Below are 26,647 nucleotides of genomic sequence, written 5' to 3' on the forward strand. Positions count from 1 at the left end.
TATTTTAAACTGGCTTGATTATTTCACGAACTAAAAAATAAATCAAGGCCTAATTATTCAGAAAATCATTTCAACAAAATCACCTTGACACTCATTTCAAGTATGGTAAAGTTAACTACAAACAACGGAGCTTTAATTTGGTTCAGAGAAGCCAAAAGCGGACGAATAATAATCTAGTCCGTGGACTCGTGGAATTAGTAAGATGAACAATCCTTACTACAGCTGCGTTTTAACGGGCTTTTTTTGTACCTAAAATTAGGAGGTTTGTAGTAATGGGACCATTAATTATTTCTTTAGACGTAGCTACCCGAAAAGATTTATTTCAATTACTAGATCAATTTGACGCTAATGAAACCTTAACCGTCAAAATTGGGATGGAAATGTTTTACGGTGAAGGCCCCCAAATCGTTCGGGATTTGCTAAAAATGGGCCATCACATCTTTTTAGATTTAAAACTCCATGACATTCCAAATACAGTAGAAAATGGCATGCGCCAAATTGGCCGCTTGGGCGTCACTTATACTACCGTGCATGCTTTAGGTGGCTCCCAAATGATTGCCCAAGCTAAGCGGGGGCTGATTAACGGGGCCCAAGATGCCGGAGTTGCTCCTGCAAGATTACTAGCAGTGACTGAACTCACTTCCATCACTCCCAAAGGACTACGCAACGAACAAAATTGTCGCCTTTCCATGGCCGAGCAAGTAATTAGTTTAACTCAACTGGCCAAACAAGCTGGAGCTGACGGGGTAATCACTTCACCGTTGGAAGTCCCTGCCCTTCGTGAACAAGTAGGGGTAGATTTCTTATACGTTACTCCGGGGATTCGCCCCACTGGAGCCCTCAAAGACGATCAGGCTCGCACTGCTACTCCCAGCGAGGCAGCACACAATGGCAGCAATGCTTTAGTAATCGGCCGTCCTATTATTCAGGCCGCTGATCCGGTTAGTGCTTATCATCAATATTTGAAGGAGTGGGAAAATGCAGAACGCTAAAATTATTCAGAATTTAACCGAAGATCAAATTATCAGTTTGTCATTAACTAAACCATTCAAGTACGCTAGTGGGATGCTAGCTCCGATTTACACTGACTTTCGTTTAACAATTGCTAACCCCCAGTTACGCGATATGATCGCATCTGGCCTAGCTGAAATTATTAAAAAATACTATCCCAATGTAACTGTCATCGGTGGCGTGGCTACTGCCGGTATCCCGCACGCTGCTTGGGTTGCCCAAAAGTTAAATCTCCCATTAATCTACGTTCGTTCCAAAGCCAAAGATCACGGGGCCAACAAGCAAATTGAAGGGCGCTTAAGTAAAACTGATCAGGTAGTCTTAATTGATGACCTAATTTCGACTGGTGGCAGCGTCTTACAGGCAGTTCAAGCAGTAAGGGCTGCGGGTTACCAGGTCGCTGGGGTTGCCGCTATTTATACATACCAGTTCCCAGATGCTGAACAAAATTTTTCCGAAGCTGATACTACTTTACAGCCCCTATTAACCTATAAAGACGTGATTCAACAGGAATTTGATCGTGGCCAAATCTCTCAAGCACAATTTGACTACCTCAGCGCTTGGCACCAGGATCCATGGAATTGGCTGAAACAGGAGGAATCAAATGAATTCTAAGTTAGATTTACAGACCACACTTGGGAACATCGGTTTTGCTAACCCCATCCTCAACGCCGCCGGAGTACGGTGCCAATCAGTATCTGAACTTGATGCTATTATTGCTTCAACAGCCGGAGGGGCAGTAACTAAAAGCGCGACCTTACAACCACGTAAAGGCAACGAAACTCCCCGAATGCAGTCTTTACCATTGGGTAGTATTAACTCAATGGGGTTGCCTAATTATGGCTTTGACTACTACTTGGATTATGTTATAAACCAACAAATCGCTGGAAACCAAAACCTAATTCTTTCAATCGCGGGATTAAGCATCACTGAAAATCTAACCATGCTAAGGCAAATAAAAGCTAGTGACTACCAAGGATTGGTAGAGTTAAACTTATCCTGTCCCAACGTTGCCGGTAAATCACAAGTTGGTTATGATTTTGAAGCGGTAGCGGATATTTTAGCAGCTGCCTTTACCTTTTTCGACGGCCATCTAGGACTGAAGTTGCCACCCTACTTTGATTTAAACCAGTTCGATGAACTCAGCGCCATCTTAAACCAATACCCATTAGCCTACGTTAACTCGATCAATTCAATTGGGAATGGTTTAGCAATCGATCTTGATACTGAAACTGTAGTTATCAAACCCAAAGCTGGATTTGGTGGTATTGGTGGAGATTACGTTAAACCAACTGCATTGGCTAACGTCCGGGCTTTTCGCTTACGACTTAACCCAGCCATCAAAATTATTGGCACCGGGGGAATCAGTTCCGGCCAAGACGTCTTTGAACACATTTTATGCGGTGCCGATCTGGTTCAAATTGGCACAGCGTTTGGGCCAGAAGGCACTCCCATTTTTGAGCGGGTAACTGACGAACTGGAAAAAATTATGGTAGCCAAAGGCTATCGTAGTCTCACCGATTTCAGGGGGAAATTAAAAATAATTTAAAACCAAATGTTAAAACTCATAAACAACTAAAAAAGCTAACTCGCTTGAGTTAGCTTTTTACTTAGTCTTCAATCGTTACCGACTTCATCACTACGTCTTCTTTTGGCTTATCAGCAGCGTCTTTTTCCACTTTACTAATGGTTTTAACAACGTCCATACCGTCGATTACTTGACCAAAAACGGTGTGGCGGAAATCAAGCCAAGGAGTCCCACCCTTTTCGTAAGCAGCAATGATTTCATCTGGGTAGTTAGCAGCCTTCATTTGGTCAATCATGCCACCCGGAACGTTTTCGTTAGTGACGATGAAGAACTGGCTACCATTAGTGTTAGGACCAGCGTTAGCCATTGAAAGCGCGCCGTTTAGGTTAAAGACTTCGGTTGAAAATTCGTCTTCAAATTCACCGCCAAAGCTACTTTGACCACCAGCACCAGTTCCAGTAGGATCGCCACCTTGGATCATGAAGTCAGCGATCACGCGGTGAAAAGTAACGCCGTCGTAGTAACCTTGCTTAGCTAAAGTCACGAAGTTTTCGACCGTCTTAGGAGCTTGGTCAGGGAATAGTTGCACTTTGATAGTGCCATAATTAGTTTCGATAGTAGCCTTAGGACCGGCCACGTTAGTTAAATCAAGTTGTGGGAAAGTCATAGTTGTTTCTCCTTAGGATAAGTATTGTTCCTATTATACATTGCAATTGCTAGCTAGCGGTAAAAATGATTGCTTAGTCCAGAAAAAATTGCCCCAGACTAATTCGAATAAACCGCCAAACTTCTGGTTGCTTTGGATCAAATCCCGCTGGTAAAAAGCGTTGAATATCAGATTGAATAAAAGCTTCATTTACGTGCCACCATTCGGCTTCATCAGCAGCGTTTTTGAAAGTATTTAAGTAATACGGATCATCAATGGTTAATAAGGCATCTCGCAAGACATCTTGGTCGTTGTTAGTCATAGTCTTCCTCCTTAAAAGTACATATTAAATATCATATATTTAACTAACTGTCAAAGCGGACTCTTCCTTTATTTTCAGAAAACCAACTACCATTTTCCTGCTATAATAGATCTTAGTTTTGCTACAGAACCCTACACTAATTTAGGAGCATCTACATGAACGAAATTTTAAAAGAACAATTCTTCGTCGAAGATTTAGCTGACGATCAAAAAAACGTCATTAACAACATTAATGGCTATATTAAGCAAAGCTTGAGTGGCTCCAAGCACTCCGTTGCAATTATCGAAGGGGCTGCCGGGACTGGTAAATCAGTGGTTTTAATGGAATTGGTTCGTAAGTACATGACCGACAAACACTATAAGACCGCCTTAGTCGTTAATCATCCCGAACTCTATAAAGCTTACCGTGATTTGGGTGAATCAATCCCAAACATGAAGGTTAACTCTATTCGCCGCCCCACTTCATTAATTAACGATGCGCAAAAGAATCATAAAAAGTACGACATCATCTTCGTTGATGAAGCCCACTTGCTCTATTCCAAATCAGAACCCTACGCGCATTACCGCGGTCAAAACCAACTAACTGATTTAATGGATCTCGCCAAAGTAGTGGTCGCAGTTTACGATTTCGAACAAGTCTTTCAATCCAAGATGTACTGGGATAAGGACCTGCTCTTCAAAACCATTGGCCAACACCCCTACGAAGTCTTCAGTATGAATTTCCAGTACCGGATGGTAGCTAGCGACGAACAAGTCCAATGGATGGATGATTTAACAGCTGAACAACCCATCAAACCATTTCCTACCAATAGTGACTTTGAATTCGAAGTTTTCGATAAGGCTGGCAAAATGTTTGAGGCCATCAAGAAGCGCAACAAAGAAGTCGGAATGAGTCGAATGGTAGCGACTTCCGGTTTCCCTCGAATTGATGGGCGGCACAACGTGGAAATGGATACTTTCAACTTACCTTGGGATGAATGGGATCCCCAACGGACTCACTGGGCTAAGCGCGAAGGCTCCATTACCCAAGTTGGTACCATTTATACCTTACAAGGGTTTGATTTAAACTACGTCGGTATGGTCATTGGACCTTCATTTGGTTACGATCCCAAAACCGATACCATGACCATCATTCCCGAAAAATATTCCCACAAGGAAATCTTCAAAAAGCGCAAAGATATCAAATTTACTCAAGAAGAATACAAGGTCTTCATCGCTAACGTGCTAAACGTTTTGATGAAGCGGGGAAAATATGGCTTGTATTTGACGGCCTATGATCCTGCGTTACGGAAACGATTATTAGAATTGAATTAGAACTAATTAAAAACCAGGAGGTCAAAATTGATCTCCTGGTTTCTTAGGTTTTTAATATAATTTAGGGCATTAACTTGACACCGAGACTAACTAATTCTAGTCTAGTAGCAATCAACAAAGTTTTGATTGACCATTTTTAGTTAAGGAAGGTTTACCTTGTGAGTAAAATTGCGATTGTAACTGACAGCACTGCGACCCTAGCTCCTGCAGAAGTTGAGGCCTTTGGGAACGTGTTCGTAGTCCCGATTACCTTTATGATTAACAATAACGTCTACCCCGAAGGCATTGGGATGAGCAATGATGAGTTTTATGCTAAGTTACCCACTTTGGATAAGTTACCAACCACTGCACCACCCACCCCTCAAATTATGCTTTCACTATATGATGATTTAGTTAAAAATGGTTACGACCAAATTATCAGTATTCATTTGACTGCTGGAATTACCGGCTTCGTAAACAACCTACGAATGTTTACCAGAAATTATCAAGATGCTGAAATCGTGGTCTATGATTCCCACATGGCATTGTCCCCAATGGGGTATCAAGTCAAAATTGCGGCTGCCATGGCCAACGAAGGGGTGCCGTTAGACCATATAATTAATACCCTTAATCAACTTCGTGATTCTATGGGCGTTTACTTTGTTGTGGATGATCTAAAAAACCTAGTTACCGGAGGGCGCTTAAGTAAAACCGGAGCTCTTGCTGGTGGTTTACTAAAAATCAAACCGATTTTGACGTTATCCGAAGACACCCACGAAATCATCCCAATTGGCAAAATTCGGACCATGAAAAAAGCTCTCGTTGATATCGAAGAACGCTTCAAAACAGTTTATGACCAAAGAACTCAACCATTGCACGTAATGCTGATGGGAACCAATAACGAACCGGCAATTAAAAAATGGGAGGCGGACTTTAAGTCGCGTTTCCCCGACGTTTCTACTGAAGTCGACCAGATCGGTCCAGTAATTGGAACTCATGTTGGCAATAATGCCTTTGCATTAGCGTGGATTAATGAAATGTAATTTACTAAAGCCTAGTCCTTTACCGGATTAGGTTTTTTTATTGGGATGTAGCGGCGTATAATAAACTTAACTAAACAAAGGGAGTTTACCAATGCGAAAATCAATTACCGTTTTAATTGCTGGTTTGTTGATGGGGATGTCAGCAATGCTAGTTTCAACACCTCATGTTAAGGCAGCAACTTACCAAATTACCAATCTTGAATATAATTCAAGTAATCATCCGGCTCCATATAAAAACAAAACTAATCAAAGCGTGGCCATGTGGAATCAAGAATATACTAAAAAAATTCACGATCTCAAAAACTACTATAAAACTACCTGGTACGTTTCAATGACTGCCACCATCAAACATGGTAATCAGTCCTTTAAAGCCTGGTATATCCGTAATGATAGCAGTCTTGGTGGTTGGGTGAAGCCATCGGCAGTGACCCCCGGTTATAACTTCAAAGGTTATCCAATGATTCAAAAGAAATGGTACAGCAAATATACCGTATTCCACCTTAAAGACAACAGCCAAAATGCTTACATGTGGAATTGGAAACACTCCAAAGTCCGCCATAATCTTAAAAATTACCCTGGAGTAAACTGGACTCGTTCTGAATCGGTGGTAATGCAACACGGAAATAAAAAAGCAGTGTACTACTACCTGACTGGAAACACTACTGGAAATGGTAGATTAATCTCTGGTTATGTTTGGCGAGGATATTTACAAAAAGGCCTTAATCCTGATCATACCGGCCAAAATCTAGTTTACCCTGAACAGTTTCCTTCTACCGAAAATTACGTTGACTACGTAAATACCAATCATACTCAAAAATTAACTAAACAAATTGCTGCCCTATTTCCAAATACCCCAATCGATTTGAATCTTTCTCAGATTGCTATTTATAATTATGGATCTATCGATGAGTTCATTATAGGAGATGAAGACATTGATCCAATGCCCACTACTGGATATAAGGATATTATTTCATTTCGACCAATCTCTTATAAACTATGGCAAAACTCTAATCTTAGTGACACTCAAAAACTAGCCTTAGTTAAAACTGAGTTAAATAAATTAGGTTATACCGCTAATAAACGTGCTAAGTTAAAAGACTATTATTTAGGAATTTACTTAATCGATAATATTAGTGATCCTTACGACATGGTTGTGCAAGACGGCGGCTATGGTCATGCTAATGGTTACGGACTCGTATTAGCAAAAAAAGCGTAATATCAACAAAAAACAAGACTCAAATGAGTCTTGTTTTTTTATAATACAGAATCTAGCCACGTTAAACTATGTTGAATTAATTGTTTAGGAATTTCTCGTTGAATAAAGTGACCAATACCTGGCCAGAATTACCGCCATCTTGATAAGTAAATGAATTTATCAGTTAATAAAATGCATATCCAAATTTTAGATAATCAAAAATACCTCATAACTATTAGATTTATGTCTGATAATTATGAGGTATTTCATTACTTTTAATTAATTTTTATCTTGTAAATTTTTGCCACTTAGATGAGTCACTTTGAATATCATATCCTACTCTAATTTTATGTTTAGAATAGTATCTAATATAAAAAGAGGCATTATTACCTCCGTAAACTTTTTTATATCCGCGATAATAGTAAGTATGTTTTGCTTTAATATGATAAATATTATTCCCCAAATATTGATAATTAGTACCAGTATAATGTATTATACGGTCAATCATTCCCATATGTATACTACGCTTAGTTAATTTGATCGATGGTCGGTATCCATTAGTTTTCCTTGCCTTCCACGTTTTACGTAATTTGCTTGGTGTGTTTTTATGATATTTCTGAAAATTATTCACACTAGCTTGAGCATTATTTGGTAAATTAATATTTTCATATGAATTCACAAATATAAAAGCTGTAAAAATCAATAATATAAATTTAATTATTCTTTTCATTATTGTTCTCCTTAAAATAAATTAATTTTAATAAAATTATTATATATCACATATAATACAAAATCGATTTTTTCTTGTATCATTATCACAAGTGATCTCAATTCAAAAAAAGTAACCACTCTTTTGAGTAGTTACTTTTTTAACGCTTCATATATAAAAGCGGGTATGGATTTCCTTGTTCATCATGGTTTGTTCTTTTATACGTTTTAAATCCCAGCTGTTCATAAAAGCCCTCAGCCAAGGGATTTTGTTCATTAACGGCGAGATCATTAATTGAGTAATTTTCAATTCCATAGCTAAGTAGTTTTTTACCATATCCCTTGCCTCTTTCTTCATCAGCAACAAAGAGCATTTCTAAATGCTGGTTATTAACTCCCAAAAAGCCTACCGGAATATGAGTTTTATTTTCAATAATAATTAATCGATGAACTTCTGCTAACGCTTGTGGAACATACCGTTTAATATCCGCTATTTCATTCTCTGCTAGAAAAAAGTGGGTTGCCTTAACTGAACTTTCCCAGACAGCTAAAAGTTGTTGGATCAGAGTTTCACTGCGATGTTATACTTCAGTAATTTTCATTTTTTACCTCATTAATCGTAATATCTTTTAATAATATAAATACAATGTAAAAATCATATTATCCTTATTGTATTTGAAATTGTCCAGTGTTACATTTTAGTTTATCAATTAAAACAAAGGAGAAATATTCAACATTTGTTAAAACCATAATCTAAAAATTCCCTAAATCATTAAGTTTAGGTATTTACATAAATACATAATTTGGAGAAATCAATAATGCTGATTATAATACCGCTTTTTATTATATTAATAGTTTTCCTAGTTCTAGGAGTTAGACTCGCTCTCCATTATCAAGAGAAAGTAACAACCTGGCAAAAATTTGTTATCTTATTCCTTTTTCTCGGATTACTTTGGGGCATATATGAATATATTTTTGTCTTTCACGTACAATTTGAATTTTAATTGCTAAGCAAAAAAAGAGAACTCAACTAACTGAGTTCCTTTTTTCTATTCTCTAGTTTAATTAAATAACCTAATCACTTGTGATACAGACTTGCACCTCTAATTACCTTTACAATCACAAGATCACCCTACCTATATCATAAATACCATTGCGATTGCCTCTACATCACTTATTATACTGATTTCTAGCCTACTTTAATACTAACAAGCAGGCACCCTCAAAGGAATTCCTGCTTGTTTTTGTTCTACTTTTTTAAATGCATTAATCTGGTCTACTACTTTTTGACTAAATCATCGCATATGAACGTGCAATAATTTATTTTCCTTATCGATAGTAACCTGCTCAGTAAATGTGACATACACTTAATTTAGGTAATCACGGTTACCTGATTTAGTAATTTAAATAACACTTGCGGTAGCATTAACAATTATTAAAATTTAACAATGGCATTTAACCTAAAATTATTTAATCCTGTCACCGGATCTAATTTAAATGCACAATTTTTTAAACTTCCTATAGAAATATTTTCTCCATTTTTGCCAATATCTTCAAACAAAGCAATTCGTGATTCTCTTTGATAATTATATTTTTCACGCTTTAAAAATATTATTTTACCAGGATCCGCCTTAAACTCGTCTACCGTGATATTTTGTTGAATTGACTCTGGATAATATTCTACGTTTTGTAACCGAATATTTCTTCCTTTTTGAGTAAACTTACTATCCATAACACTTAGCAAACCACTAGCATTAATAACAACTGGAATACGCTTATTATCATCACTTAATCTTATTAAATCATCAATAACATTATCCTTTATTTTTAATACTGCTTTTTCAGTTTTTTTATCATATTCTTCAATTTCTAAATCTTCTCTAGCATTAAGGTTACACAATGATAGAACTCCCCATTCTCGGACAGTATCATATGTAAATTCCACATTGATTGAATTAACATCATTAGGATCTAAAATATATTCTTTATCATCAATAATCATCGTGGTTTTGCTTTGTTTAGGATCAAAATTAATAATTCTAGCACCTTCACTTTTATCTCCAATAACATCATCACCATATTCATTTTCTAAATCAATAAAATAACCTAAAGGTGAAAAATGTAATTCTCCATTATTTATAAAATTATCAACGTATTTTAACATTAAACTATGCTCTGGCCAGGTTTCATTATATTGTGAATACCAGTTCTCCATTTATACTAAAAGCTCATCCAGTCACTGCTGAATGAGCCTCATGGTAAAAATATATAGTTAAAATTTAAGCCGATAAAGGTAACTTAATTACCCTTTAGTTGCATCACGAATAAACGCTTCAACTTCTTCTTTCGTCTTACGTGCTTTATTTACTAGCCTATCAACTTCTTTTCCATCTTCATATACGATAAAGCTAGGAATTCCTAAAACGTTAAGTTCTTCAAATAAATCTAAATTCTGATCTCTATCCACTTGAAGAAAAGTATATTCCGGAAAATCAGCTTCAATTTCTGGCATACGTGGCTTAATGAAGTTACAATCAGGACACCATTCTGCCATAAACTCAACTACATATTTTCCATTGCTGAGCCTTTGTTCTAATTCTAGTTTATTAATAACTGGTAACTTTTTCATGAATACCGATACTTTTCATTAATTAGTATATTGTGATAGTACTTGAGTTAATTGGTCTTTAGTACGTAACCCAACCAGTTTTTCAACAACCTTACCATCTTTTTTAACAATTAAAGTAGGAATGGACATGATTCCAAATTTAGTTGGGATTTCTTGATTAGCATCAACATCCATCTTAGTCACCTTGACTTTGTTGCCCAACTCTTCATCTAGTTTTTCAACAATTGGTCCTTGCATTTTACATGGAGGACACCAAGCTGCCCAAAAATCAGTTAAAGTGACACCGGTACTGGTTTCTTTTTCAAAATCTTTATCAGTTAAATTTTTAATCATGTATATTCTCCTCATTAATTTTGGTTAATTATCATTCTTCAACATTCGATTAAATTATCAAACCATTCAACTAATCAATTGAATGGTTTGATAATAACACATACTTTTTATAAGTACAAGCAAGTAAAAAATAAAACAACAAAAAAGACCGCTTATTTAAGTAAGGCGGTCTTAACTAATTGTGCTGCTGATTCTTTTCCAATCATAATAACTTGAGTTCAAACTAAATGCATTAAATCCATTTTCATTTAACAATTGAGTTGCTAAATTTGAATTTTGGCATAACCTCCCGCGACAATACACAATTATTACTTTATTTTTAGGCAATTTAGCAAAATTATCCGTAAGACGGTCTAATGGGATATTAATTGATGTATCAATGTGTCCCGCCAAAAATTCATCTTCTGGTCGGACATCTAAAATAAAATTATTAGTAATGTCAGCAGTTCGATCAACTACTTCCTCTAATGATAGAGTTTTAATGCCATCCTGATTATCAGCTTCATCTTGGATATATTTCATTTCTGATAGTTCATTTTCTCCTACTGAGGTTAATAAATGCATTAGTTCAACGATTTGAGGAGATATCACACTATAAACTACATAATTTCCGTTTTTTTCGGCTTTAACTAGATGACTATCTTTTAGAACTTGCAGGTGTCGCGAAGTATTAGCAAAACTAAGACCAGTTTCCTTTGAAATACTTTCTACAGTTTTAGCTGACTGTGATAATAAATCTAGGATTTCAAGTCGCTTGTCATTACTAATTCCCTTACCAATTCTGGATAATTCTTTATATAATTTATTTTTGTACACTGTAGCTTCTTCTAAAATTTGATTATCCTCCTAACCGTGTTCAATGATTTTGTTGAATAGTTTAGGGATTGAATGTGGATATGTCAATCTTTTACACTGAAATGAATGTAACTCTAGTTAATTATAATAATTCACCTCATCACTTGTGATACGGACTTGCATCGCTTTAGAGGTGCGTTGTAAATGCCGTTGCGTAGGCGTTTGAGGAACCTTGTCATATATGGTTAGGTACCCGTTTTCCCGTCTATTTTCTACAGAGACACCCCTCTTACATCAGATTACCTCACACTGATAAGCGCGTCTTACTTTTATCATAACCTATTACTATTCTTTGTTCTACTTGGCTAATATCATTTTGTATCTATGTATTTGTATTACAAAAAAAATCGATCAGTTATTATTTACTGGTCGATTGCACTTCTAGATAGTGAATAGTATTTCCTTATCTAAATGAAAAGCAGGAGCTCCCACTGAGGGGACTCCTGCTTTTTCTTGTTGAAACTTACTTATTTGATTTATCACTGAATCACTGAATCTCATATGAACATTCAGTAGTTTATGTTCCTTATCGATGGTAACTGTTTCGATGAATGTTGCATAGATCTGTTTTAGATAGTTACGGTTCTTAGAACGAGTAATTTGATACACCCATCTTAGAATATCGTTGATAGTAGCCACATCAGTTCTATTTTCCACCGCTACTATTCTCTTCCTAAAGGTTGAGATGTCATTTTCTAACTCGTTTACCTTTTGTTGCAATAAGGCCTTTCTAGAGTTTATTTGTCTTAGTAATTCTGGATCATCATCTATTGCAACATAGCGATTTATCTTCTGATTGATTCTTTCGATTTCGACTTCTTTGTTACTAATAGACTTTTGGTATTCATTTACTCGTTTATCCATATCATCATTCATGCGATCTACAACCTTTTCAGCGATATTTGGTTGCAATAGGACATAACTAAGCTTTTCTTCTACGATTCTTTCAGCCTTTTCAGCAGAAATAGAGTTGTAGTTACATGCTGTTTTACCAGAGTGCTTCGCTTTAGCACAACTATAATATCTAAGCTTCTTGGCTTTTCCATTACGATCTTTGTTTGTTGTACTAGTCATTACCATCGAACCACCACACTCTGGACATCGTAAAATTCCTGTCAGAATATTTTTACCATTGTAGTTCCACTTAGGCATTTTTTCGACCATTTTTCGTCGATCCACAACTCTTTTCCATAGCTCATCACTGATAATAGCTTCATGTTTACCATCAACTAGAATCATGTTTTCAGTGTTCTTACCTCGACGTCCTTTTTTGTCCCAGTTGCGATACATCCCATAACGTACCTTTCCAACATATAAAGGATTATCGACAATTGTTTTGACAGCAGTAACAGAGAAATCATTACCAGCTTTAGTTTTATAGCCCATATCGTTCAATTGACGAGCGATATATTGGTATCCGTGACCATCAGCATACATATTGAAAATTCTAATGATGATTGGTGCCTCATCAGGATTGATAACCAACGATCTCTTACCGAATTCATCTACTCCTGGTTCATATCCAATTACTCGACCAACATTAGCATATCCTTCCTGTGCTCTTTTGCGTTCTCCTAAGTAGACGTTCTCAGCAATGTTGTCTCGTTCTAACTCACTAACGGTGCCTAATAGAGTAAAGGCAAAACGTCCTACTGGTGTATCACGACTGATACCTTCTGATAATGATACGAAGTTAACACCATTCTTATCAAAAATATCTAGCATTTCCAATAATTCACGTGTATTTCTAGCTAGACGACTATTTTTCCAAACGACTACTACATCGAACTTATGCTGTTTGGCGTCCTGTAATAATTCCTGAATAGCTGGTCGTTTACTAATAGATTTTCCAGAAATACCTTCATCGGCGTAGACATTGACTAGTTGTCGGCCTTCTTCCTTATCACAGTATTCCTGAATTTGTTGTCTTTGTGCTGCAAGACTATATCCTTCTGCGGCCTGTTCCATAGTTGATACACGTACATAACCTGCTACTCGCTTAGTAACTTTCTTTGTTGATAATTCCATTTTTGCCTCCTAACTAATTAGCTGAATGCTAATTACTTCCTTTTCTTGATTCAGTTTTACCTGTTGTACGATCAGATGAATAAACTCACTAAAAGATAAATTTTCTAGTTGTTGTAATACTTTTTGCAATTTCCAAGGCATTGATGTTGGCCGCTTTACAGCCTTATCAGTTACAACTATTTTTTTGAGTCCTTGTTTTAGTTCATCACCACTAATAGTTCCATTTTCAAAGCGTTCATATAATTGTGCCTTAGATAATTTTCTCGTGCGAGTAGTAGCGTTTTTAGGCTGAGCAACTAATAACGGTCTGATTCTTTGAATAACTTGTTCCTGCCAGTTATCCTTCCCAATTAGCTTTGCGATACTATCTATAACTGTATTCTTGATTAGTTCAGCCTTTACCCGATACGAATGATGATTTCCAGATGTTTGAGGAGCATTAGCTCCATTACTGCAATAATAATATTGGTACTTATTACCTTTTTTGGTGAAGGTGTTCACTCCTAAAAGGTGACCACAAATTGGGCACTTTATTTTCTGATACAACACATCACTCTTATTACTGTGTCGACGCTTTTTGCTCTTCTTGGATATCTGTTTTTGAACTTTTTCATATAATGCCGAAGTGATTAGTTGTGGATACACGCCTTGTATAGCACCATAATTCGTTCTAGATATTCCAACATAATGTTCATTTTGCAACATATTAGGAATCGTAGGTAAACTTACTGGCCAACCAAGTTGTTCAGAAAACCAATTGGCTAACTTTCTGTATCCCCACTTACCAGTCGCGTATTTCTCGAAACACTGCTGAATGAGTGGAGCTATTTCAGAGTTAATGCTAATAGATTTGAATTCTGGATTATAGATATATCCAAACGGCACATTATTAGATAGTGGTAGGCCTAAGTTGAAACGCTTGGCAACTGACAGTTGAACATTTTCTTGAATAATAGTTCGCTGAAATTGGGCTAATGAAGCAAAAACATTAGTCTTAAGCTTAGATTCAGCCTCATTATCACTTTCAATTGGTTCATGTAAGCTTACTAAGCTAACATCATGTAATCGGAAGAATTCATCTAATTTCATTGTATCGATTGTATTACGACACAATCGATCTAGACGGGATACTACTACCTCTTGAATAGAGTCATCATTCTTGATGGTCTCAATTAGTTTCAGTAATTCTGGTCGTTGTGTGATGGTTTCTCCACTAATACCAGCATCTTCGAAAAAACTAACTCTTTGGCATTTATCCAAAGCATATTCACTAATTTCATTATGTTGATTTTGTAGTGAAAAGCCATGTAGTGCCTGTCGTTTTGTTGATACCCGACAGTAGCCAAGAATAGGACTATTCATTGTCATCACTCTCATTTGTCTTACTATCATTTAGAAACTTGATGATTATATTTACAATTGCTGATGAGAATTCATCAACACTAATTTCAGTATCTTTACCTTCCATTTAGTTCACCTCTTATAACTTATCCATTTGCAAATCTAATTCATTTTTTCCATTATCTGTTCTGGCAAATGGATTATCATTTTTGGTAACAACGTGACTGCTAGAGAATTTTGATTCCCCGTTTTCTGTATTATTTTCATCATAGTGAGTTCTTAGTGTATAAAATGATCCCAAATACTTACGATCTAGTCTTACTGAATAAACCGTTTCTCGTACTCCATTTATGGCCTTTCGGTTAGTTTGACGGTCATCCTCTTTTCCTATCAAATAGCCTGATTCTTTCCATAATTTGATAATAGTACTGGTATCTTGATAGCCTATATCATTTAGTATTTTGGTGAATTTTATTTTGAAAATATCTACTTGGATGTAATCATCTTGAATTAGGTCGATTTGACCCATAATTTCCTTATTAACAAACGAAGCAGTAGCTATTGGAAACAAAGCTTGTTTGGCAATCAGATATTGAATGAAATCTGCATAAGATTCTTCTCCCACATCTTTTTGCCAACTATCAGTACTATGTTCCACAATCAATTCAAGAATTTTGGATGTGTCAAAGTCAAAATGTAATAGTTGATTAGCTAATTCAGACGTTGTAGTAATTACAGCTAGTCGTCCAGCTAAGCGTTCTTGATATCTATTTTTGGGTAATCTTTCAGTAACTTTGATCTTTTCTTGTTCATAGATTGCTAAAATTTGTTCTTCACCGAAGTTCATTAGCTTATTAGCAAAAGTAGCTGCTTGCCACCCAAAGTTATTACTTGCAGTCTTCTTTATGATTTCAGCCTGTTCAGCATTATCAGTAAATTGAACGTTATTTAGTTCTAATAATCGAATTCTAAGACCATCATTGTTAGCTATTTTGTCACTCAGCGGTAATTCACCGCTAGAGATAATAGTAGTTGACCAGTGCTTTGTTTCCTTAAGAGTAGCATCACGATTAGCCCGTGCTTTTTCGTTGCCATCAGTAAGTTGATAGACAAACTCAGTCAGATCAGATTTACTTTGCATAGATAACTCGTCGAAGGCTACTGGAATACCATTATTGCCATCTAGAGAAATCATGGCAGCATTTACCGTAGTTGCCCATGTTTTCATCAACCCACCATTAGCACTTGGTGGTCCAGCAACTGAAACAGCTAGAACTTGAGCAGTTGACTTCCCAGAAGTCGACTGTCCAACGAAATGCACAAGAAGCGTAGCAATATCTGTATAACGTTTCTTGATAATTGGTAATACTGTTGCCGACATCCCTAATACCACGGCCATTTCTAATGCAGTATGTCCAAGAACTTGATCCTGAATCATACTAATCCAATTACTAAGGGAACCTTGAGGCTTAAGACGATATGCATTGAAATTATTGATACCTATCTCATTGCCATTTTGTGTTTTAGCCACGTCTGTTACAAAAGTTAGCTCATTTCCTAGTTGTTGAAACCCTACCCCTGTAACTACCCAAGTAATAGGTACCATGGCTTTTTGTTGAACCAAATAGTCCAGTATCTTCTTGCGATTATTTGTTGAAAAGGTAATACCAACATCAACTAAGGAATCGATGTTTTGATAATTCAGGCTATCAATACTGAGTTGTAGCTTGGTATCTAGTGACTTTTCATAATACTCAAGGACTAACGATTCACGCATATCTAGTCCCTTTAGGCGCTTAATAACAGCAACATAATTACATAGAAAGACCCATTCATTTGTCTTTGGAACAAAGTAGTAAATTCTTTTCCCATCTTCAGAGAGAAATTCACCACCAATAACTTTTTTGGTATTCGCTAACTCTTCCATACGTTAATACATCCCAATTTCTACTATTTTTTAGTTTCATCTTCTTCTACGACATCATCATTGTGTCCAATTTCAACTTCAAATGTTTCATCATTCAAAGGGACAAGATCTATAACGTTTTCATAACGAATTCCAGACTTACTAATAAGCGGTTTACATGTGACAAGCCAAAGCTTGTTCTTGAGAAACTCATAGTCCACATTGGTAAGCTGTCCACCTGCTTGTCCCACAATTGCAGATCGAATGGCCTTTAGCTGATAATTGTCGTAGGACAATGGTAAAAGTGATTCCCCTGCGTTATTGCCAGCATCGATGTATTTCAAAATTACAAATTGTTGATTATCAATTACCTCAGTAATTTTCCATTTCTTATAGACATAAGGTAAATCTTTATATCTATTAGCACTAATATTTGTCCCTGTATTTGCATTACTGTAATCTTTTCCAAAATTCATTTTATCTCTCCTTGAATATTCTTATTATCATATTTGTGTACATTGTAAATAAATACATGTCTCGAGATCCTTTTGTTTACGGCTATTACCATACATCACAGTACGAAAAAAGGAGTACCAAATATTTACAATAATTAGCACTCCTTTATTACAAAAACACGTTTTTTTCGAGTAAAAAAATGGCTCCATTGGGAAAGCCCCTGGACAAGTTGGCGAAATTCCGATTTTCGAAGCTACACAAAAATTAATATTTTAGCCTTGTTAGTATTGACGTTCCTATTATTTGCCTAAAATAATTTCACTATATGGTTTCAAATCGTCTAAAATTTGCGAAATGTCAGATAATCCCCCAAGAATTCTATTTTCAAATTTCAAGGCTTCTACTGATAAATCGATGTCAGTATCAATGAATTTATCTCTCTTTTTAGAATTGTTTATATTAGAAATGTATTCACGTAATTTATTTTCTGCAGACAAGACCCTACTAAAATCTATTTCCATCTGCATTATCAGTTCACTAACACTACAAAAATTAGGTTCTAATAATTCGTTGATAATTTGAGTAAATGCATTGAAATTACTAGAAAAAGGAATTGCTGTGGCATATCTATTATATTTAAGCTCCTTTTTGAACTTTTCTAAATAGCTATAATATGCTCCCCTTGAAACTTCATACAGCTTATTTTTGGGATACGATTTCACCTGAACATTTTTGCCATTGAAAATGAATTTTTTTAGATGACTTGGATATGGGTTCCTGGCATATTTCTTTGTCATCCTAGATGTTCTTTCATTCTCACTGTAATGATAACCATTGTTACTATTACCATCACTTAAGAAAGAATTTAATTCAATTGATATTCTTCTCCTTAGTTCTCTAATACTATCCATTTGGTTATCAGTAACATTTACAAATTTCATATATTTGCCATTATTAGAAGCACGTTCTAATAATTTGCCGATCTCCTTACCGGGTCCTAGCTTATTCCAATATGATGTCACGGCTATAAAAACCATGATTTCAGCATAGCTAAATTTCTTTTCATTATATGGCCCTCTTTTAGGACCTTTGCCAGTTATCCTTCTAACAAACCCATAACTCCCACTTTTTCCTAAATCTCTTTCAATATTTCGAATAGTTTCTGAGCGCAACATAAAATCATGCACTTGTTCAATTACCATTAATCTAGTTTTAGCTGGAACTTTAGAAAAAGGAATTACATTCTTTCCCTTTCTCCATGCAATCAGTTGGAATATAACTTCTGGCTTAATTGTTATCATGTTATCTTGTCCCAATTCGTAATTACCTCCTCTTATTTCACCACAAACATTGGTACTAATAGAAATAACTATACCAATTGGTCACAAAATAATCTCACTAAATCAGAATTTTATCATGCTCCACCCATTCCTAACACCAGTGGCCAATGGATGTACCGGTTTATTGGTTCCGTCTACCAATACCTGCAACTTATCTTCAAGTCCGGCCTGCTTTAGCTGTTCGATTAGTTCCTGTTGTCGTTTGCAAGCTAACTTGTTATTTCTTGGGAATGATCCAGTGGCAATAACAATTGTTTCAACCTCTTTAGCCTCTAGTAGAGTAATCATGTCCGTTGATGATGTAAAACTACTGGTTGATACTCCATTAGGTTCATTAGCTAAGCTAATTTTTGAGAATAGGTTAGTCATAACCACCTTATTAAAATTCATCGCTTTTACGTTATTGATAATCAAAGACGTTGTTAGGTCAGTTGTTACCCCATCACTTTTACCGGGGTGATTAGTAATGACCATGATAGCTTTCTCTGGTTCATCACCACTCCAATCGTACGATAAGGAGTACCGGTGTTCCCCGTCAGAGCTATACTTAGCCATCGTTTTGATTTCATATTTAGGTTGTGCTATTTGTTTTGTAATCATATTTATTCCTCCAAAAATAATAGGCTAACTCCATAAAAATTATGGGGTTAGCCTATTTTTTACTGTCATCGATAACTACTAGAAGTTCTTCGACAACCTTTTCCAACAATCTCAATGTAATTTTTACCCATGTACTTTCCAATGAATTCACCTCCGTTATACTAATTTGCCTTTATGCAAAGTTCCCCCAGTCAGGATAAACCTTAGTTCTTCATCAGTTATGGCGTATATAGTCCAATCCTCGTAACTAAAATAGTGAACTATAACCCAGCTGGGTAAATCGTTAGTGCTAATTGTCAGCAAATTAGAATTTAGTTCATCAGACCATAATAAGCTTGACTTAGTGTCTACATTAGCCAAACTCAATTGCTTACTCACCAAATTACCAAGAATTTGAAGTAACACCCTAACCGCTTTGAAATTCCATTCATCACCATTTAGATTAACGCTCATGATTGATCCTCCTGAACTAATTTGCCCCTATACAAAAGACCAACCGCTAGTAACCAATCTTGGCTCATATCTGTAATAACGTAGGCTACCCAGTCATTGTATCCATAATAGTTAACCATTATTTGCTCTGGTAAATTAGCTTTGGTATTTTTTGGTAGTAAATTATCATCCAGCTCACTTTTGTACATCATCTCCGATTCAGCCGCAATCTCTTCATTACTAACACTAATGCCTGCTTCATTTTGGAACTTAGCAAGTAATTTACTACGACTTTGCTCATTCCAAGCCTGTTTCATTTCGTTATTCATAATTTCCCTCCTGATTATAGACAAAAAAGAACGGTAAACACTTTTTATAGTGTTTACCGTTCAAAATTTATTATTTTTACTTATAAAACTAAAACAAACCGTTTTCCATTTAACTAAAAATAGCCTTTACTTTTTTACTAATGTTTTTCTGATCCCTAGAGGATCCTAACCATTGAACTCCTTTAATAATTGCAAACACACCTATAAACAATGTGTTTGCAAATATGCCTAGTAATAACAATATATCCATATTTGTGTTGAAAATATTTTCCCAAGCCTTGCTAGTACCCTTTTTAATAGCTTGTGTTGTATACGTCCATTGTTGTTTAGCACGATTTTTCATAAAAATAAATATATCAGCTTTATTCTTACTATCATTTTTTACTGCAATAATAAATTTAACTGTATCGTAGTCCCTTGCTGCTTTTTCAATTATTTTACGTTGTTTCTTCTCGTATTGTTCTAAAAATTCCTTATCTGGTTTATTAGGAATGTCAATTGTTTGTGTGGTTATTGTTGTTTGATAGTTTATTGCCTTATATTCCTCAGTAATTAATTTTTCAATTTGGTTAAATTGCTCATCTGAAATACTATATAAATTTGTCATATAATTACTCCCTTTTTTATAATTTACTAGAAAATGATCAAAATTTTTCCACCTTGTTGTCCATCTATTCTTTCTATTATGTATAAACCATCCAGTTACCCCCTATAATTTATTGCGTCCAACTTCTCTTATCCACCTCTGAGAATAACCATACTTATGGGACAATTCTCGGGCATTAGTCCCATCGTATTGAACTCTGATTTTCTCTTTAGATAGATTCCTATCGTATAAGTGTAGTGGAACTGATATTTGTGTACCTTTGTAGTGATTGTATATTTTTAGCATTGCTTCAACACCAACTATTTCCGACAACCCCCGATAGAAATAATGCAGCGACTCAACGTCTACTTTATCGTCCAAAACAACACCTCCTAGGGAAAATTTTACACATTAGTAAGTGGTTATGATATAGCTTGGTAGCTAGCCTTTTTCATTACGAATAGCACTGTACTCTATACTTTTGGGCATATAAAAAACTAATCTGATCTTCTCAGACTGGTTCATAGTAAAAATATATATTTATAAAACGAGATACCGCATCTATTATTTTACTTATCCTAAAAATTATCACCACATGGTAGTTCCACTGGTTCAGGAAATATTCTCATTCTAAAAAAATGCTTGACGCTTACATAGATAATGATCTATATTATAAACATAGATGCGCGTCTATATTTATAAAGGAGTATACAATGGACTATCAAAATTACGTACAAATACTAAAGGCAATGGCTGATCCTAATCGTTTAAAAATCATAGATTTACTTTCTTGTGGGTCTTTATGTGCATGTGATATCTTAGAGCATTTCAACTTTTCACAACCAACTTTATCTCATCACATGAAAGTATTACAAAATGCTGGTATCGTATCAGCACGCAAGGACGGTAAGTGGCAACATTATACCCTTAACGACGAATTTATAACGTCTTTTAAAAAAGACACTGGTCTGCTATTAACTAGTGATGAACAATGTATTTGTCATTCGGATGCTGATTGTCCAAATTGTTCTTCAGGAAAGGTTGCCATTACAAATGAAAAAAATTGAATTATTTGAACCAGCGATGTGTTGTTCAACAGGTGTTTGCGGTCCCAGCGTTAATCAGGACTTATTGACAATCACATCAGCATTCGAAGCAATGCAAGGTGTTACAAACGTTGAAGCAAATCGTTACAATTTAAGTAATAACCCCGATATTTTTAGTGGACGACCTGAAATTTTGTCGGCTATTAAAGATGATGCTGATTCAGTATTACCTATTACAGTCGTTGACGGCGAAATCGTTAAAACTGGTACGTATCCAACAATTGACGAACTATCCGAATACACTGGCTTAGTTTTCGTTCCTGCTGAGCAAAATAATAGTTGTTGTGGCGGTAGTGGCTGCTGCTAATTTTTTAATTGATGTAAGAAATGGCACAGCCGTTTCTTTTGTACCATATATAGATGATTGTCTATCTAAGGAGAAAATAATATGCAAACTTATCAACCTCAGTCAACAAAATTAACTCACTATTTATTCTTTACAGGAAAAGGTGGTGTAGGTAAAACAACCACGGCCAGTGCAACCGCAATCAATTTAGCTGACTCTGGTAAGCGAGTAATGTTGGCCTCTACTGATCCAGCCAGTAATTTGCAAGATGTATTTGATACAGAGTTGACCAATAAGCCGAAAGAGATTGCGAATGTTCCCGGGTTATTTGTTGCGAACTTTGACCCCGTAACTGCAGCTGCCGAATATCGTGAAAGTGTTATTGGACCTTACCGCGGAATCTTACCAGAAACAGCCATCAACAATATGGCCGAACAGCTTTCTGGTTCATGTACAGTTGAAATTGCTTCATTTAATGAATTTGCCAACTTTTTAACCGATCCCGAGGTTGATCAAAAATTTGATTATATTATTTTTGATACTGCCCCAACAGGACATGCTTTGAGAATGCTTCAACTGCCCTCAGCTTGGAATAATTATTTAGATGAAAATGATCGTGGTGCTTCTTGTCTCGGACAACTTGCTGGAATGGATGACAAAAAGGCAATGTATGAGAAGGCCGTTGTTACCTTAAATGATTCAGAATTGACGACATTAATGTTAGTGACTCGCCCACAGAAAGCATCCTTATTAGAAGCAACTCGTGCGGCTAAAGAACTCGCTGCTATTGGAATTAATAATCAGCAACTCATTATTAATGGAACTTTGAAAGATCCAACTGATTTGCCTTCACAGACAATCTTTACACAACAACAAAATGACCTCGCACAAATGCCCACAGCATTAAAAGAACTACCACAATTTGAAGTACCTTTGCGTCCTTATAACGTTACTGGGTTAGATAAGTTACGTTTGGTATTGCAGTCTGTGCAACCACAATTAGTTTCTCAACCAGATATCAAAAGTGACTATCCTAATTTAGACGTTATCGTTAATGACCTAATCAAAACTAACAAGAAAATCATCTTCACCATGGGTAAAGGTGGGGTTGGTAAAACAACCGTTGCCGTTCAAATTGCCAAAAAATTAGTGGCTCAAAACAAAACGGTTCATTTGGCCACTACTGATCCAGCAGATCACTTAAATCTTTTTGAAACTGATGACCCAAATATTACGGTCAGTCATATTGATGAACAACAAGTATTAAAAGATTACCAAGATGAAGTATTAGCCAGTGCACAGCAAACGATGAAATCTGATGATGTTGATTATATTGCCGAGGACTTACGTTCACCATGTACTCAAGAAATTGCAGTATTTAGGGCCTTTGCCAACATTGTTGCTCAAGATGATAGTGATGTGGTGGTAATTGATACCGCTCCAACTGGTCATACGCTGTTATTACTTGATTCTACCCAAAGCTATGCTCAAGAAGTACAGCGGACGTCTGGTGAAGTTCCACAAGCAATCGTTGATTTATTACCTCGATTACAAGACCCAAGTCAGACTGAAATTGTAATGGTGACCTTACCTGAAACAACCCCCGTTTATGAGTCATTGCGTCTAAATGATGATCTAAATCGAGCCCATATGGCCCATACTTGGTGGTTAGTCAATCAAAGTATGTTAGCAACCAATACTACCAACCCTTGTTTACAAGCCAGAGCACAGAATGAAGTTGAATGGATTGAAAAAGTCAAAAAAATCTCAAATAATCATTTCGCAGTTGAACAGTGGCAACCTGATTTTGAAAAAGTATTACTAACGATTTAATAATAGAAAATCACTAATATCAAGGCAGAAATGCCTTGATTTTTGATGAATTGGAGGAATTATGCAAGTATTTTTGGCAGTATTTATATTTTTATTAACCTTGATTTTTGTTATTTGGCAACCAAACGGATTATCAATTGGTTGGACTGCGATTGGTGGTGCCATTCTAGCGTTAATATTTAGAGTCGTGACCCTTAAAGATGTTGGCACAGTAACCGGCATTGTTTGGAATGCTACGCTGTCATTCGTTGCTATTATCTTAATTTCCCTTATCCTTGATCAAATTGGCTTTTTTGAATGGGCAGCATTACATATGGCCCGTCTCGCAAAAGGTAATGGCATTAGAATGTTTATTCTAATTTCAATTCTGGGAGCAATTGTAGCAGCATTGTTTGCTAATGATGGTGCAGCGTTAATTTTAACCCCGATTGTACTTGCTATGGTTCGGGCATTACACTTCGATGAAAAACAAATTTTTCCCTTTATCATAGCCAGCGGTTTTATAGCAGACACAACTTCATTGCCTTTGATTGTGAGCAATTTAGTTAACATTGTCTCAGCAGATTTTTTTGGCATCACATTTTCCGAATATGCATTGAAAATGTGGTTACCTGACCTATTCTCACTAATTGCTAGCATTGGTATTTTATACATCTATTTTCGTAAAGCCTTACCAACTCATTATGATGTTTCACAAGTTGCTGATCCAAAAACTGCAATCAAAAATCAACGATTATTTAGTTTCTCGTGGTTTGTTTTAGCTGCACTATTAATTGGTTACTTTAGCAGTAGTTTTTTAAATATTCCTGTATCCTTTATTGCCCTTTCAATTGCGGTAATATTTTTACTCGTGGCTCGTAAAGACTCTCAAATTGATACTAAAGCCATTATCAAAGGCGCACCCTGGAATATTGTATTTTTCTCGATCGGCATGTATGTCGTAGTATATGGCCTTCAAAATGTTGGCTTAACATCATTACTTGCAGGGATAATTGGTAAGTTAGCAACAGGTAGTCGATTTATAGCAACCATGGGAATGGGTTATTTAGCTGCATTCCTTTCCTCTGCAATGAATAATATGCCTACCGTTATGATCGATGCTTTATCAATCAAAGCTACACATGTATCCGGACTAATGCACCAAACGTTGGTTTATGCTAATGTAATTGGTTCTGACTTGGGACCAAAGATAACACCAATCGGTTCTCTAGCAACATTAGTATGGTTACATGTCTTAGCACAAAAGAACGTTAAAATTGCTTGGGGAACTTATTTTAAAATCGGTATTACGATTACAATCCCCGTTCTGTTTATAACATTGTGCGGACTTTGGCTGTCAATTAGCTTATTTGGATAGTCATCGTAAATTAGTTAGTTATAGTTTTATATAATTATCCAAATTTGAATATATTCTGTCTTTAATTATAAAATATTGAATAAATGGAGGAATTAATATGCCACAAATATATTTTCTTTGTACTGGTAATTCTTGTCGTAGTCAAATGGCTGAAGGGTTTGCAAAAGCAATTCTAGATCCAAGTTGGCGCATTGCTAGTGCTGGAATCGAAACTCATGGACTAAATCCAAAGGCAGTAAAGGTTATGGCAGAAAAAAAGATTGATATTTCCCACAACCAATCCAAGTTGATTGATTCTGATTATCTAAATTCCAGTGATTTGGTCGTTACGCTATGCGGCGACGCACGTGATAAGTGCCCAATGACCCCACCAAACGTAAAAAAAGAACATTGGCCACTACAAGATCCTGCTCAAGCACAGGGAACCGATAAAGAAGTGCTTGACGTTTTTCGCCAAGTTAGAGATGAAATTGAACAACGGATACTGGATTTAAATCAGCGACTAAATAAAGGCTAAATATATTTTGAGTTGTCCGTAAATTTTGGCGTTCATTTGTATTCATTCCCTGTCATAATGCTAATCACACTAAAAAAGCCATTCTCAACAAAGAGAATGGCTTTTTATATAGCAAGTCCAATAATTTCAACGATAACCTCATCACTTATGATACGGACTCCCCTCATTAATCATAAATGCTCGATAGATTTGCTCCGTCAGCACCGTACGCATCAATTGGTGTGGCATAGTGAACTTGCCAAATGAAATTTGGGTATCAGCTCGCTTTAATACGGCCGGATCCATTCCTAGTGAACCACCAATTACAAAGGTCAAATCAGAGTGCCCGTAAGTCGTCAAACGTTGAATTTCAGCAGCAAATTCTTCCGAAGTGCGTTCTTTTCCAAGGATCGCGAGTGCAAATACGTACTCGCGGTCTTTTATTTTACTCAAAATCCGTTCGCCCTCCTTGGCCATTACGGTAGCCATTTCAGCTTCACTCAAAGATTCTGGGGCTTTTTCGTCTGGAACTTCAACAATTTCAAACTTACAAAATCTCCCCAATCGTTTGGCATATTCTGCGATAGCTTGTTTCCAATATTTTTCTTTGAGTTTACCGACAACCACGAGTTTGATATTCATTAATTAAATTCCTTTCGTTTCTGTGTACAACCAGTCAGTTTTTAACAGTTTGTCCACAGAGTTATCCACAAGTTAACAACTGCCTGTTAGATTTTGGGAAATACACTTTGCTTTTTAAATGCAAGTCCTAAATTTTTTATCCACAGCTTAATGCACAACATATGTTCGCCTTGTGTTTTTATGAATCCTATTATAACAGCATTTACGAGCCCAAACAAATGCAAATTTAACGCCTATAAAAAGTTATCCACAGCCACTGTGGATTATACGTTTTTGCTTCATCCACCGTTTCAAGGACGATTTAACGCCATTTCGCTCTAAAACTATAAGATATCCACAAAGTTATC

Annotated in this window: 30 protein-coding genes; 11 read left to right on the plus strand and 19 right to left on the minus strand. The window is 36.1% G+C overall.

Going from position 1 to position 26,647, the window contains the following annotated elements; translation table 11 throughout:
• Positions 1–272: 272 nt before the first annotated feature.
• Genes pyrF through OXT66_RS00775 form a run of 3 tightly spaced genes read left to right on the plus strand, consistent with a single transcriptional unit; the run spans position 273 to position 2,560 of the window.
• Entirely contained in the window at positions 273–992 is a 720-nt protein-coding gene (pyrF, locus tag OXT66_RS00765; RefSeq protein ID WP_268595172.1) for an orotidine-5'-phosphate decarboxylase, read from the plus strand.
• Entirely contained in the window at positions 979–1,626 is a 648-nt protein-coding gene (gene pyrE / locus OXT66_RS00770; RefSeq protein WP_268595173.1) for an orotate phosphoribosyltransferase, read from the plus strand. The genes pyrF and pyrE overlap by 14 nt, the downstream gene beginning before the upstream one ends.
• Positions 1,616–2,560, plus strand: a complete 945-nt coding sequence (locus OXT66_RS00775) for a dihydroorotate oxidase (protein WP_268595174.1) — start codon at positions 1,616–1,618, stop codon at positions 2,558–2,560. The genes pyrE and OXT66_RS00775 overlap by 11 nt, the downstream gene beginning before the upstream one ends.
• A 61-nt stretch (positions 2,561–2,621) precedes the next feature.
• Here OXT66_RS00775 and OXT66_RS00780 read toward each other — a convergent pair whose 3' ends face one another.
• Complete coding sequence (locus tag OXT66_RS00780) at positions 2,622–3,206, minus strand: peptidylprolyl isomerase (RefSeq protein WP_268595175.1); 585 nt, start codon at positions 3,204–3,206, stop codon at positions 2,622–2,624.
• Between the two features lie 73 nt (positions 3,207–3,279).
• Positions 3,280–3,507, minus strand: a complete 228-nt coding sequence (locus OXT66_RS00785; RefSeq protein WP_268595176.1) for a hypothetical protein — start codon at positions 3,505–3,507, stop codon at positions 3,280–3,282.
• 155 nt (positions 3,508–3,662) lie between these two features.
• Between OXT66_RS00785 and OXT66_RS00790 the strand changes: the two genes are divergently transcribed.
• The 3 genes from OXT66_RS00790 to OXT66_RS00800 all read left to right on the plus strand — a co-directional run bounded on the left by OXT66_RS00790 (position 3,663) and on the right by OXT66_RS00800 (position 7,058).
• On the plus strand, positions 3,663–4,820 hold the full coding sequence (locus OXT66_RS00790; protein WP_268595177.1) for a DUF2075 domain-containing protein: 1,158 nt from the start codon (positions 3,663–3,665) through the stop codon (positions 4,818–4,820).
• Between the two features lie 158 nt (positions 4,821–4,978).
• A complete protein-coding gene (locus OXT66_RS00795) occupies positions 4,979–5,842 on the plus strand; it encodes a DegV family protein (RefSeq protein ID WP_268595178.1) in 864 nt (287 codons plus the stop codon).
• A 91-nt stretch (positions 5,843–5,933) separates the two neighbouring features.
• Entirely contained in the window at positions 5,934–7,058 is a 1,125-nt protein-coding gene (locus tag OXT66_RS00800) for a D-alanyl-D-alanine carboxypeptidase (protein ID WP_268595179.1), read from the plus strand.
• A 265-nt stretch (positions 7,059–7,323) separates the two neighbouring features.
• Here OXT66_RS00800 and OXT66_RS00805 read toward each other — a convergent pair whose 3' ends face one another.
• From OXT66_RS00805 to OXT66_RS00880, 16 genes are all read right to left on the minus strand, one after another.
• On the minus strand, positions 7,324–7,767 hold the full coding sequence (locus tag OXT66_RS00805; protein ID WP_268595180.1) for a hypothetical protein: 444 nt from the start codon (positions 7,765–7,767) through the stop codon (positions 7,324–7,326).
• A 139-nt stretch (positions 7,768–7,906) separates the two neighbouring features.
• Positions 7,907–8,311: a GNAT family N-acetyltransferase gene (locus tag OXT66_RS00810; RefSeq protein ID WP_268595431.1), complete on the minus strand. Its 405-nt coding sequence runs from the start codon at positions 8,309–8,311 to the stop codon at positions 7,907–7,909.
• 869 nt (positions 8,312–9,180) lie between these two features.
• Positions 9,181–9,960 (minus strand): hypothetical protein, encoded by a 780-nt coding sequence (locus tag OXT66_RS00815; RefSeq protein ID WP_268595181.1) that lies wholly within the window; start codon positions 9,958–9,960, stop codon positions 9,181–9,183.
• Between the two features lie 87 nt (positions 9,961–10,047).
• Positions 10,048–10,374: a thioredoxin family protein gene (locus OXT66_RS00820; protein WP_054670207.1), complete on the minus strand. Its 327-nt coding sequence runs from the start codon at positions 10,372–10,374 to the stop codon at positions 10,048–10,050.
• 18 nt (positions 10,375–10,392) lie between these two features.
• Positions 10,393–10,707, minus strand: a complete 315-nt coding sequence (trxA, locus tag OXT66_RS00825) for a thioredoxin (protein WP_054670204.1) — start codon at positions 10,705–10,707, stop codon at positions 10,393–10,395.
• Between the two features lie 171 nt (positions 10,708–10,878).
• Positions 10,879–11,523 carry an ArsR/SmtB family transcription factor gene (locus OXT66_RS00830; protein WP_268595182.1) on the minus strand — a complete coding sequence of 215 codons (645 nt, stop codon included), beginning with the start codon at positions 11,521–11,523 and terminating at the stop codon, positions 10,879–10,881.
• A 420-nt stretch (positions 11,524–11,943) separates the two neighbouring features.
• A complete protein-coding gene (locus OXT66_RS00835) occupies positions 11,944–13,590 on the minus strand; it encodes a recombinase family protein (protein ID WP_268595183.1) in 1,647 nt (548 codons plus the stop codon).
• 9 nt (positions 13,591–13,599) lie between these two features.
• Positions 13,600–14,952, minus strand: coding sequence for a recombinase family protein (locus tag OXT66_RS00840; protein ID WP_268595184.1), 1,353 nt, complete (start codon positions 14,950–14,952; stop codon positions 13,600–13,602).
• A 118-nt stretch (positions 14,953–15,070) separates the two neighbouring features.
• Positions 15,071–16,858 carry a DUF927 domain-containing protein gene (locus OXT66_RS00845; RefSeq protein ID WP_268595185.1) on the minus strand — a complete coding sequence of 596 codons (1,788 nt, stop codon included), beginning with the start codon at positions 16,856–16,858 and terminating at the stop codon, positions 15,071–15,073.
• A 23-nt stretch (positions 16,859–16,881) separates the two neighbouring features.
• Entirely contained in the window at positions 16,882–17,313 is a 432-nt protein-coding gene (locus OXT66_RS00850; protein ID WP_268595186.1) for a hypothetical protein, read from the minus strand.
• A gap of 279 nt (positions 17,314–17,592) precedes the next feature.
• Positions 17,593–18,609: a hypothetical protein gene (locus OXT66_RS00855; protein WP_268595187.1), complete on the minus strand. Its 1,017-nt coding sequence runs from the start codon at positions 18,607–18,609 to the stop codon at positions 17,593–17,595.
• A gap of 87 nt (positions 18,610–18,696) precedes the next feature.
• Complete coding sequence (locus OXT66_RS00860; protein ID WP_268595188.1) at positions 18,697–19,233, minus strand: DUF1643 domain-containing protein; 537 nt, start codon at positions 19,231–19,233, stop codon at positions 18,697–18,699.
• 156 nt (positions 19,234–19,389) lie between these two features.
• Positions 19,390–19,686, minus strand: coding sequence for a hypothetical protein (locus OXT66_RS00865; protein ID WP_268595189.1), 297 nt, complete (start codon positions 19,684–19,686; stop codon positions 19,390–19,392).
• Positions 19,683–19,994, minus strand: coding sequence for a hypothetical protein (locus tag OXT66_RS00870; RefSeq protein WP_268595190.1), 312 nt, complete (start codon positions 19,992–19,994; stop codon positions 19,683–19,685). The genes OXT66_RS00865 and OXT66_RS00870 overlap by 4 nt, the downstream gene beginning before the upstream one ends.
• A gap of 109 nt (positions 19,995–20,103) precedes the next feature.
• Positions 20,104–20,601 carry a hypothetical protein gene (locus OXT66_RS00875; protein ID WP_268595191.1) on the minus strand — a complete coding sequence of 166 codons (498 nt, stop codon included), beginning with the start codon at positions 20,599–20,601 and terminating at the stop codon, positions 20,104–20,106.
• A 102-nt stretch (positions 20,602–20,703) separates the two neighbouring features.
• A complete protein-coding gene (locus OXT66_RS00880) occupies positions 20,704–20,961 on the minus strand; it encodes a Mor transcription activator family protein (protein ID WP_268595192.1) in 258 nt (85 codons plus the stop codon).
• A gap of 332 nt (positions 20,962–21,293) precedes the next feature.
• On the opposite strand from OXT66_RS00880, the gene OXT66_RS00885 reads away from it, so the two are divergent.
• The 5 genes from OXT66_RS00885 to arsC all read left to right on the plus strand — a co-directional run bounded on the left by OXT66_RS00885 (position 21,294) and on the right by arsC (position 25,679).
• Positions 21,294–21,647, plus strand: a complete 354-nt coding sequence (locus tag OXT66_RS00885; RefSeq protein ID WP_268595193.1) for an ArsR/SmtB family transcription factor — start codon at positions 21,294–21,296, stop codon at positions 21,645–21,647.
• Complete coding sequence (gene arsD, locus OXT66_RS00890) at positions 21,634–21,993, plus strand: arsenite efflux transporter metallochaperone ArsD (RefSeq protein ID WP_268595194.1); 360 nt, start codon at positions 21,634–21,636, stop codon at positions 21,991–21,993. Before OXT66_RS00885 ends, arsD begins: the two co-directional genes overlap by 14 nt.
• 81 nt (positions 21,994–22,074) lie before the next feature.
• A complete protein-coding gene (gene arsA, locus OXT66_RS00895) occupies positions 22,075–23,805 on the plus strand; it encodes an arsenical pump-driving ATPase (RefSeq protein ID WP_268595195.1) in 1,731 nt (576 codons plus the stop codon).
• A 61-nt stretch (positions 23,806–23,866) separates the two neighbouring features.
• Entirely contained in the window at positions 23,867–25,162 is a 1,296-nt protein-coding gene (locus tag OXT66_RS00900) for an arsenic transporter (RefSeq protein WP_268595196.1), read from the plus strand.
• Between the two features lie 97 nt (positions 25,163–25,259).
• Positions 25,260–25,679, plus strand: coding sequence for an arsenate reductase (thioredoxin) (gene arsC, locus OXT66_RS00905; RefSeq protein ID WP_268595197.1), 420 nt, complete (start codon positions 25,260–25,262; stop codon positions 25,677–25,679).
• 141 nt (positions 25,680–25,820) lie between these two features.
• On the opposite strand, the gene rlmH is transcribed toward arsC, so the two are convergent.
• On the minus strand, positions 25,821–26,300 hold the full coding sequence (rlmH, locus tag OXT66_RS00910; protein WP_268595198.1) for a 23S rRNA (pseudouridine(1915)-N(3))-methyltransferase RlmH: 480 nt from the start codon (positions 26,298–26,300) through the stop codon (positions 25,821–25,823).
• Positions 26,301–26,647: the final 347 nt, after the last annotated feature.

It is taken from the genome of Lentilactobacillus senioris (assembly GCF_026798195.1).
In the GTDB taxonomy this organism is placed as follows: domain Bacteria; phylum Bacillota; class Bacilli; order Lactobacillales; family Lactobacillaceae; genus Lentilactobacillus; species Lentilactobacillus senioris_A.

Excerpts from the sequence above, each read along its gene's own strand:
- OXT66_RS00790 (WP_268595177.1), top strand. The coding sequence starts at position 3,663 with ATGAACGAAATTTTAAAAGAACAATTCTTCGTCGAAGATTTAGCTGAC.
- OXT66_RS00815 (WP_268595181.1), bottom strand. The coding sequence starts at position 9,960 with ATGGAGAACTGGTATTCACAATATAATGAAACCTGGCCAGAGCATAGT.
- pyrE (WP_268595173.1), top strand. The coding sequence starts at position 979 with ATGCAGAACGCTAAAATTATTCAGAATTTAACCGAAGATCAAATTATC.
- OXT66_RS00835 (WP_268595183.1), bottom strand. The coding sequence starts at position 13,590 with ATGGAATTATCAACAAAGAAAGTTACTAAGCGAGTAGCAGGTTATGTA.
- OXT66_RS00850 (WP_268595186.1), bottom strand. The coding sequence starts at position 17,313 with ATGAATTTTGGAAAAGATTACAGTAATGCAAATACAGGGACAAATATT.
- OXT66_RS00845 (WP_268595185.1), bottom strand. The coding sequence starts at position 16,858 with ATGGAAGAGTTAGCGAATACCAAAAAAGTTATTGGTGGTGAATTTCTC.
- OXT66_RS00870 (WP_268595190.1), bottom strand. The coding sequence starts at position 19,994 with ATGAATAACGAAATGAAACAGGCTTGGAATGAGCAAAGTCGTAGTAAA.
- OXT66_RS00860 (WP_268595188.1), bottom strand. The coding sequence starts at position 19,233 with ATGATTACAAAACAAATAGCACAACCTAAATATGAAATCAAAACGATG.
- OXT66_RS00885 (WP_268595193.1), top strand. The coding sequence starts at position 21,294 with ATGGACTATCAAAATTACGTACAAATACTAAAGGCAATGGCTGATCCT.
- OXT66_RS00775 (WP_268595174.1), top strand. The coding sequence starts at position 1,616 with ATGAATTCTAAGTTAGATTTACAGACCACACTTGGGAACATCGGTTTT.
- rlmH (WP_268595198.1), bottom strand. The coding sequence starts at position 26,300 with ATGAATATCAAACTCGTGGTTGTCGGTAAACTCAAAGAAAAATATTGG.
- OXT66_RS00840 (WP_268595184.1), bottom strand. The coding sequence starts at position 14,952 with ATGAATAGTCCTATTCTTGGCTACTGTCGGGTATCAACAAAACGACAG.
- OXT66_RS00780 (WP_268595175.1), bottom strand. The coding sequence starts at position 3,206 with ATGACTTTCCCACAACTTGATTTAACTAACGTGGCCGGTCCTAAGGCT.
- arsA (WP_268595195.1), top strand. The coding sequence starts at position 22,075 with ATGCAAACTTATCAACCTCAGTCAACAAAATTAACTCACTATTTATTC.
- OXT66_RS00820 (WP_054670207.1), bottom strand. The coding sequence starts at position 10,374 with ATGAAAAAGTTACCAGTTATTAATAAACTAGAATTAGAACAAAGGCTC.
- OXT66_RS00800 (WP_268595179.1), top strand. The coding sequence starts at position 5,934 with ATGCGAAAATCAATTACCGTTTTAATTGCTGGTTTGTTGATGGGGATG.
- OXT66_RS00805 (WP_268595180.1), bottom strand. The coding sequence starts at position 7,767 with ATGAAAAGAATAATTAAATTTATATTATTGATTTTTACAGCTTTTATA.
- OXT66_RS00900 (WP_268595196.1), top strand. The coding sequence starts at position 23,867 with ATGCAAGTATTTTTGGCAGTATTTATATTTTTATTAACCTTGATTTTT.
- OXT66_RS00785 (WP_268595176.1), bottom strand. The coding sequence starts at position 3,507 with ATGACTAACAACGACCAAGATGTCTTGCGAGATGCCTTATTAACCATT.
- OXT66_RS00865 (WP_268595189.1), bottom strand. The coding sequence starts at position 19,686 with ATGAGCGTTAATCTAAATGGTGATGAATGGAATTTCAAAGCGGTTAGG.
- trxA (WP_054670204.1), bottom strand. The coding sequence starts at position 10,707 with ATGATTAAAAATTTAACTGATAAAGATTTTGAAAAAGAAACCAGTACC.
- pyrF (WP_268595172.1), top strand. The coding sequence starts at position 273 with ATGGGACCATTAATTATTTCTTTAGACGTAGCTACCCGAAAAGATTTA.
- OXT66_RS00875 (WP_268595191.1), bottom strand. The coding sequence starts at position 20,601 with ATGACAAATTTATATAGTATTTCAGATGAGCAATTTAACCAAATTGAA.
- arsC (WP_268595197.1), top strand. The coding sequence starts at position 25,260 with ATGCCACAAATATATTTTCTTTGTACTGGTAATTCTTGTCGTAGTCAA.
- arsD (WP_268595194.1), top strand. The coding sequence starts at position 21,634 with ATGAAAAAAATTGAATTATTTGAACCAGCGATGTGTTGTTCAACAGGT.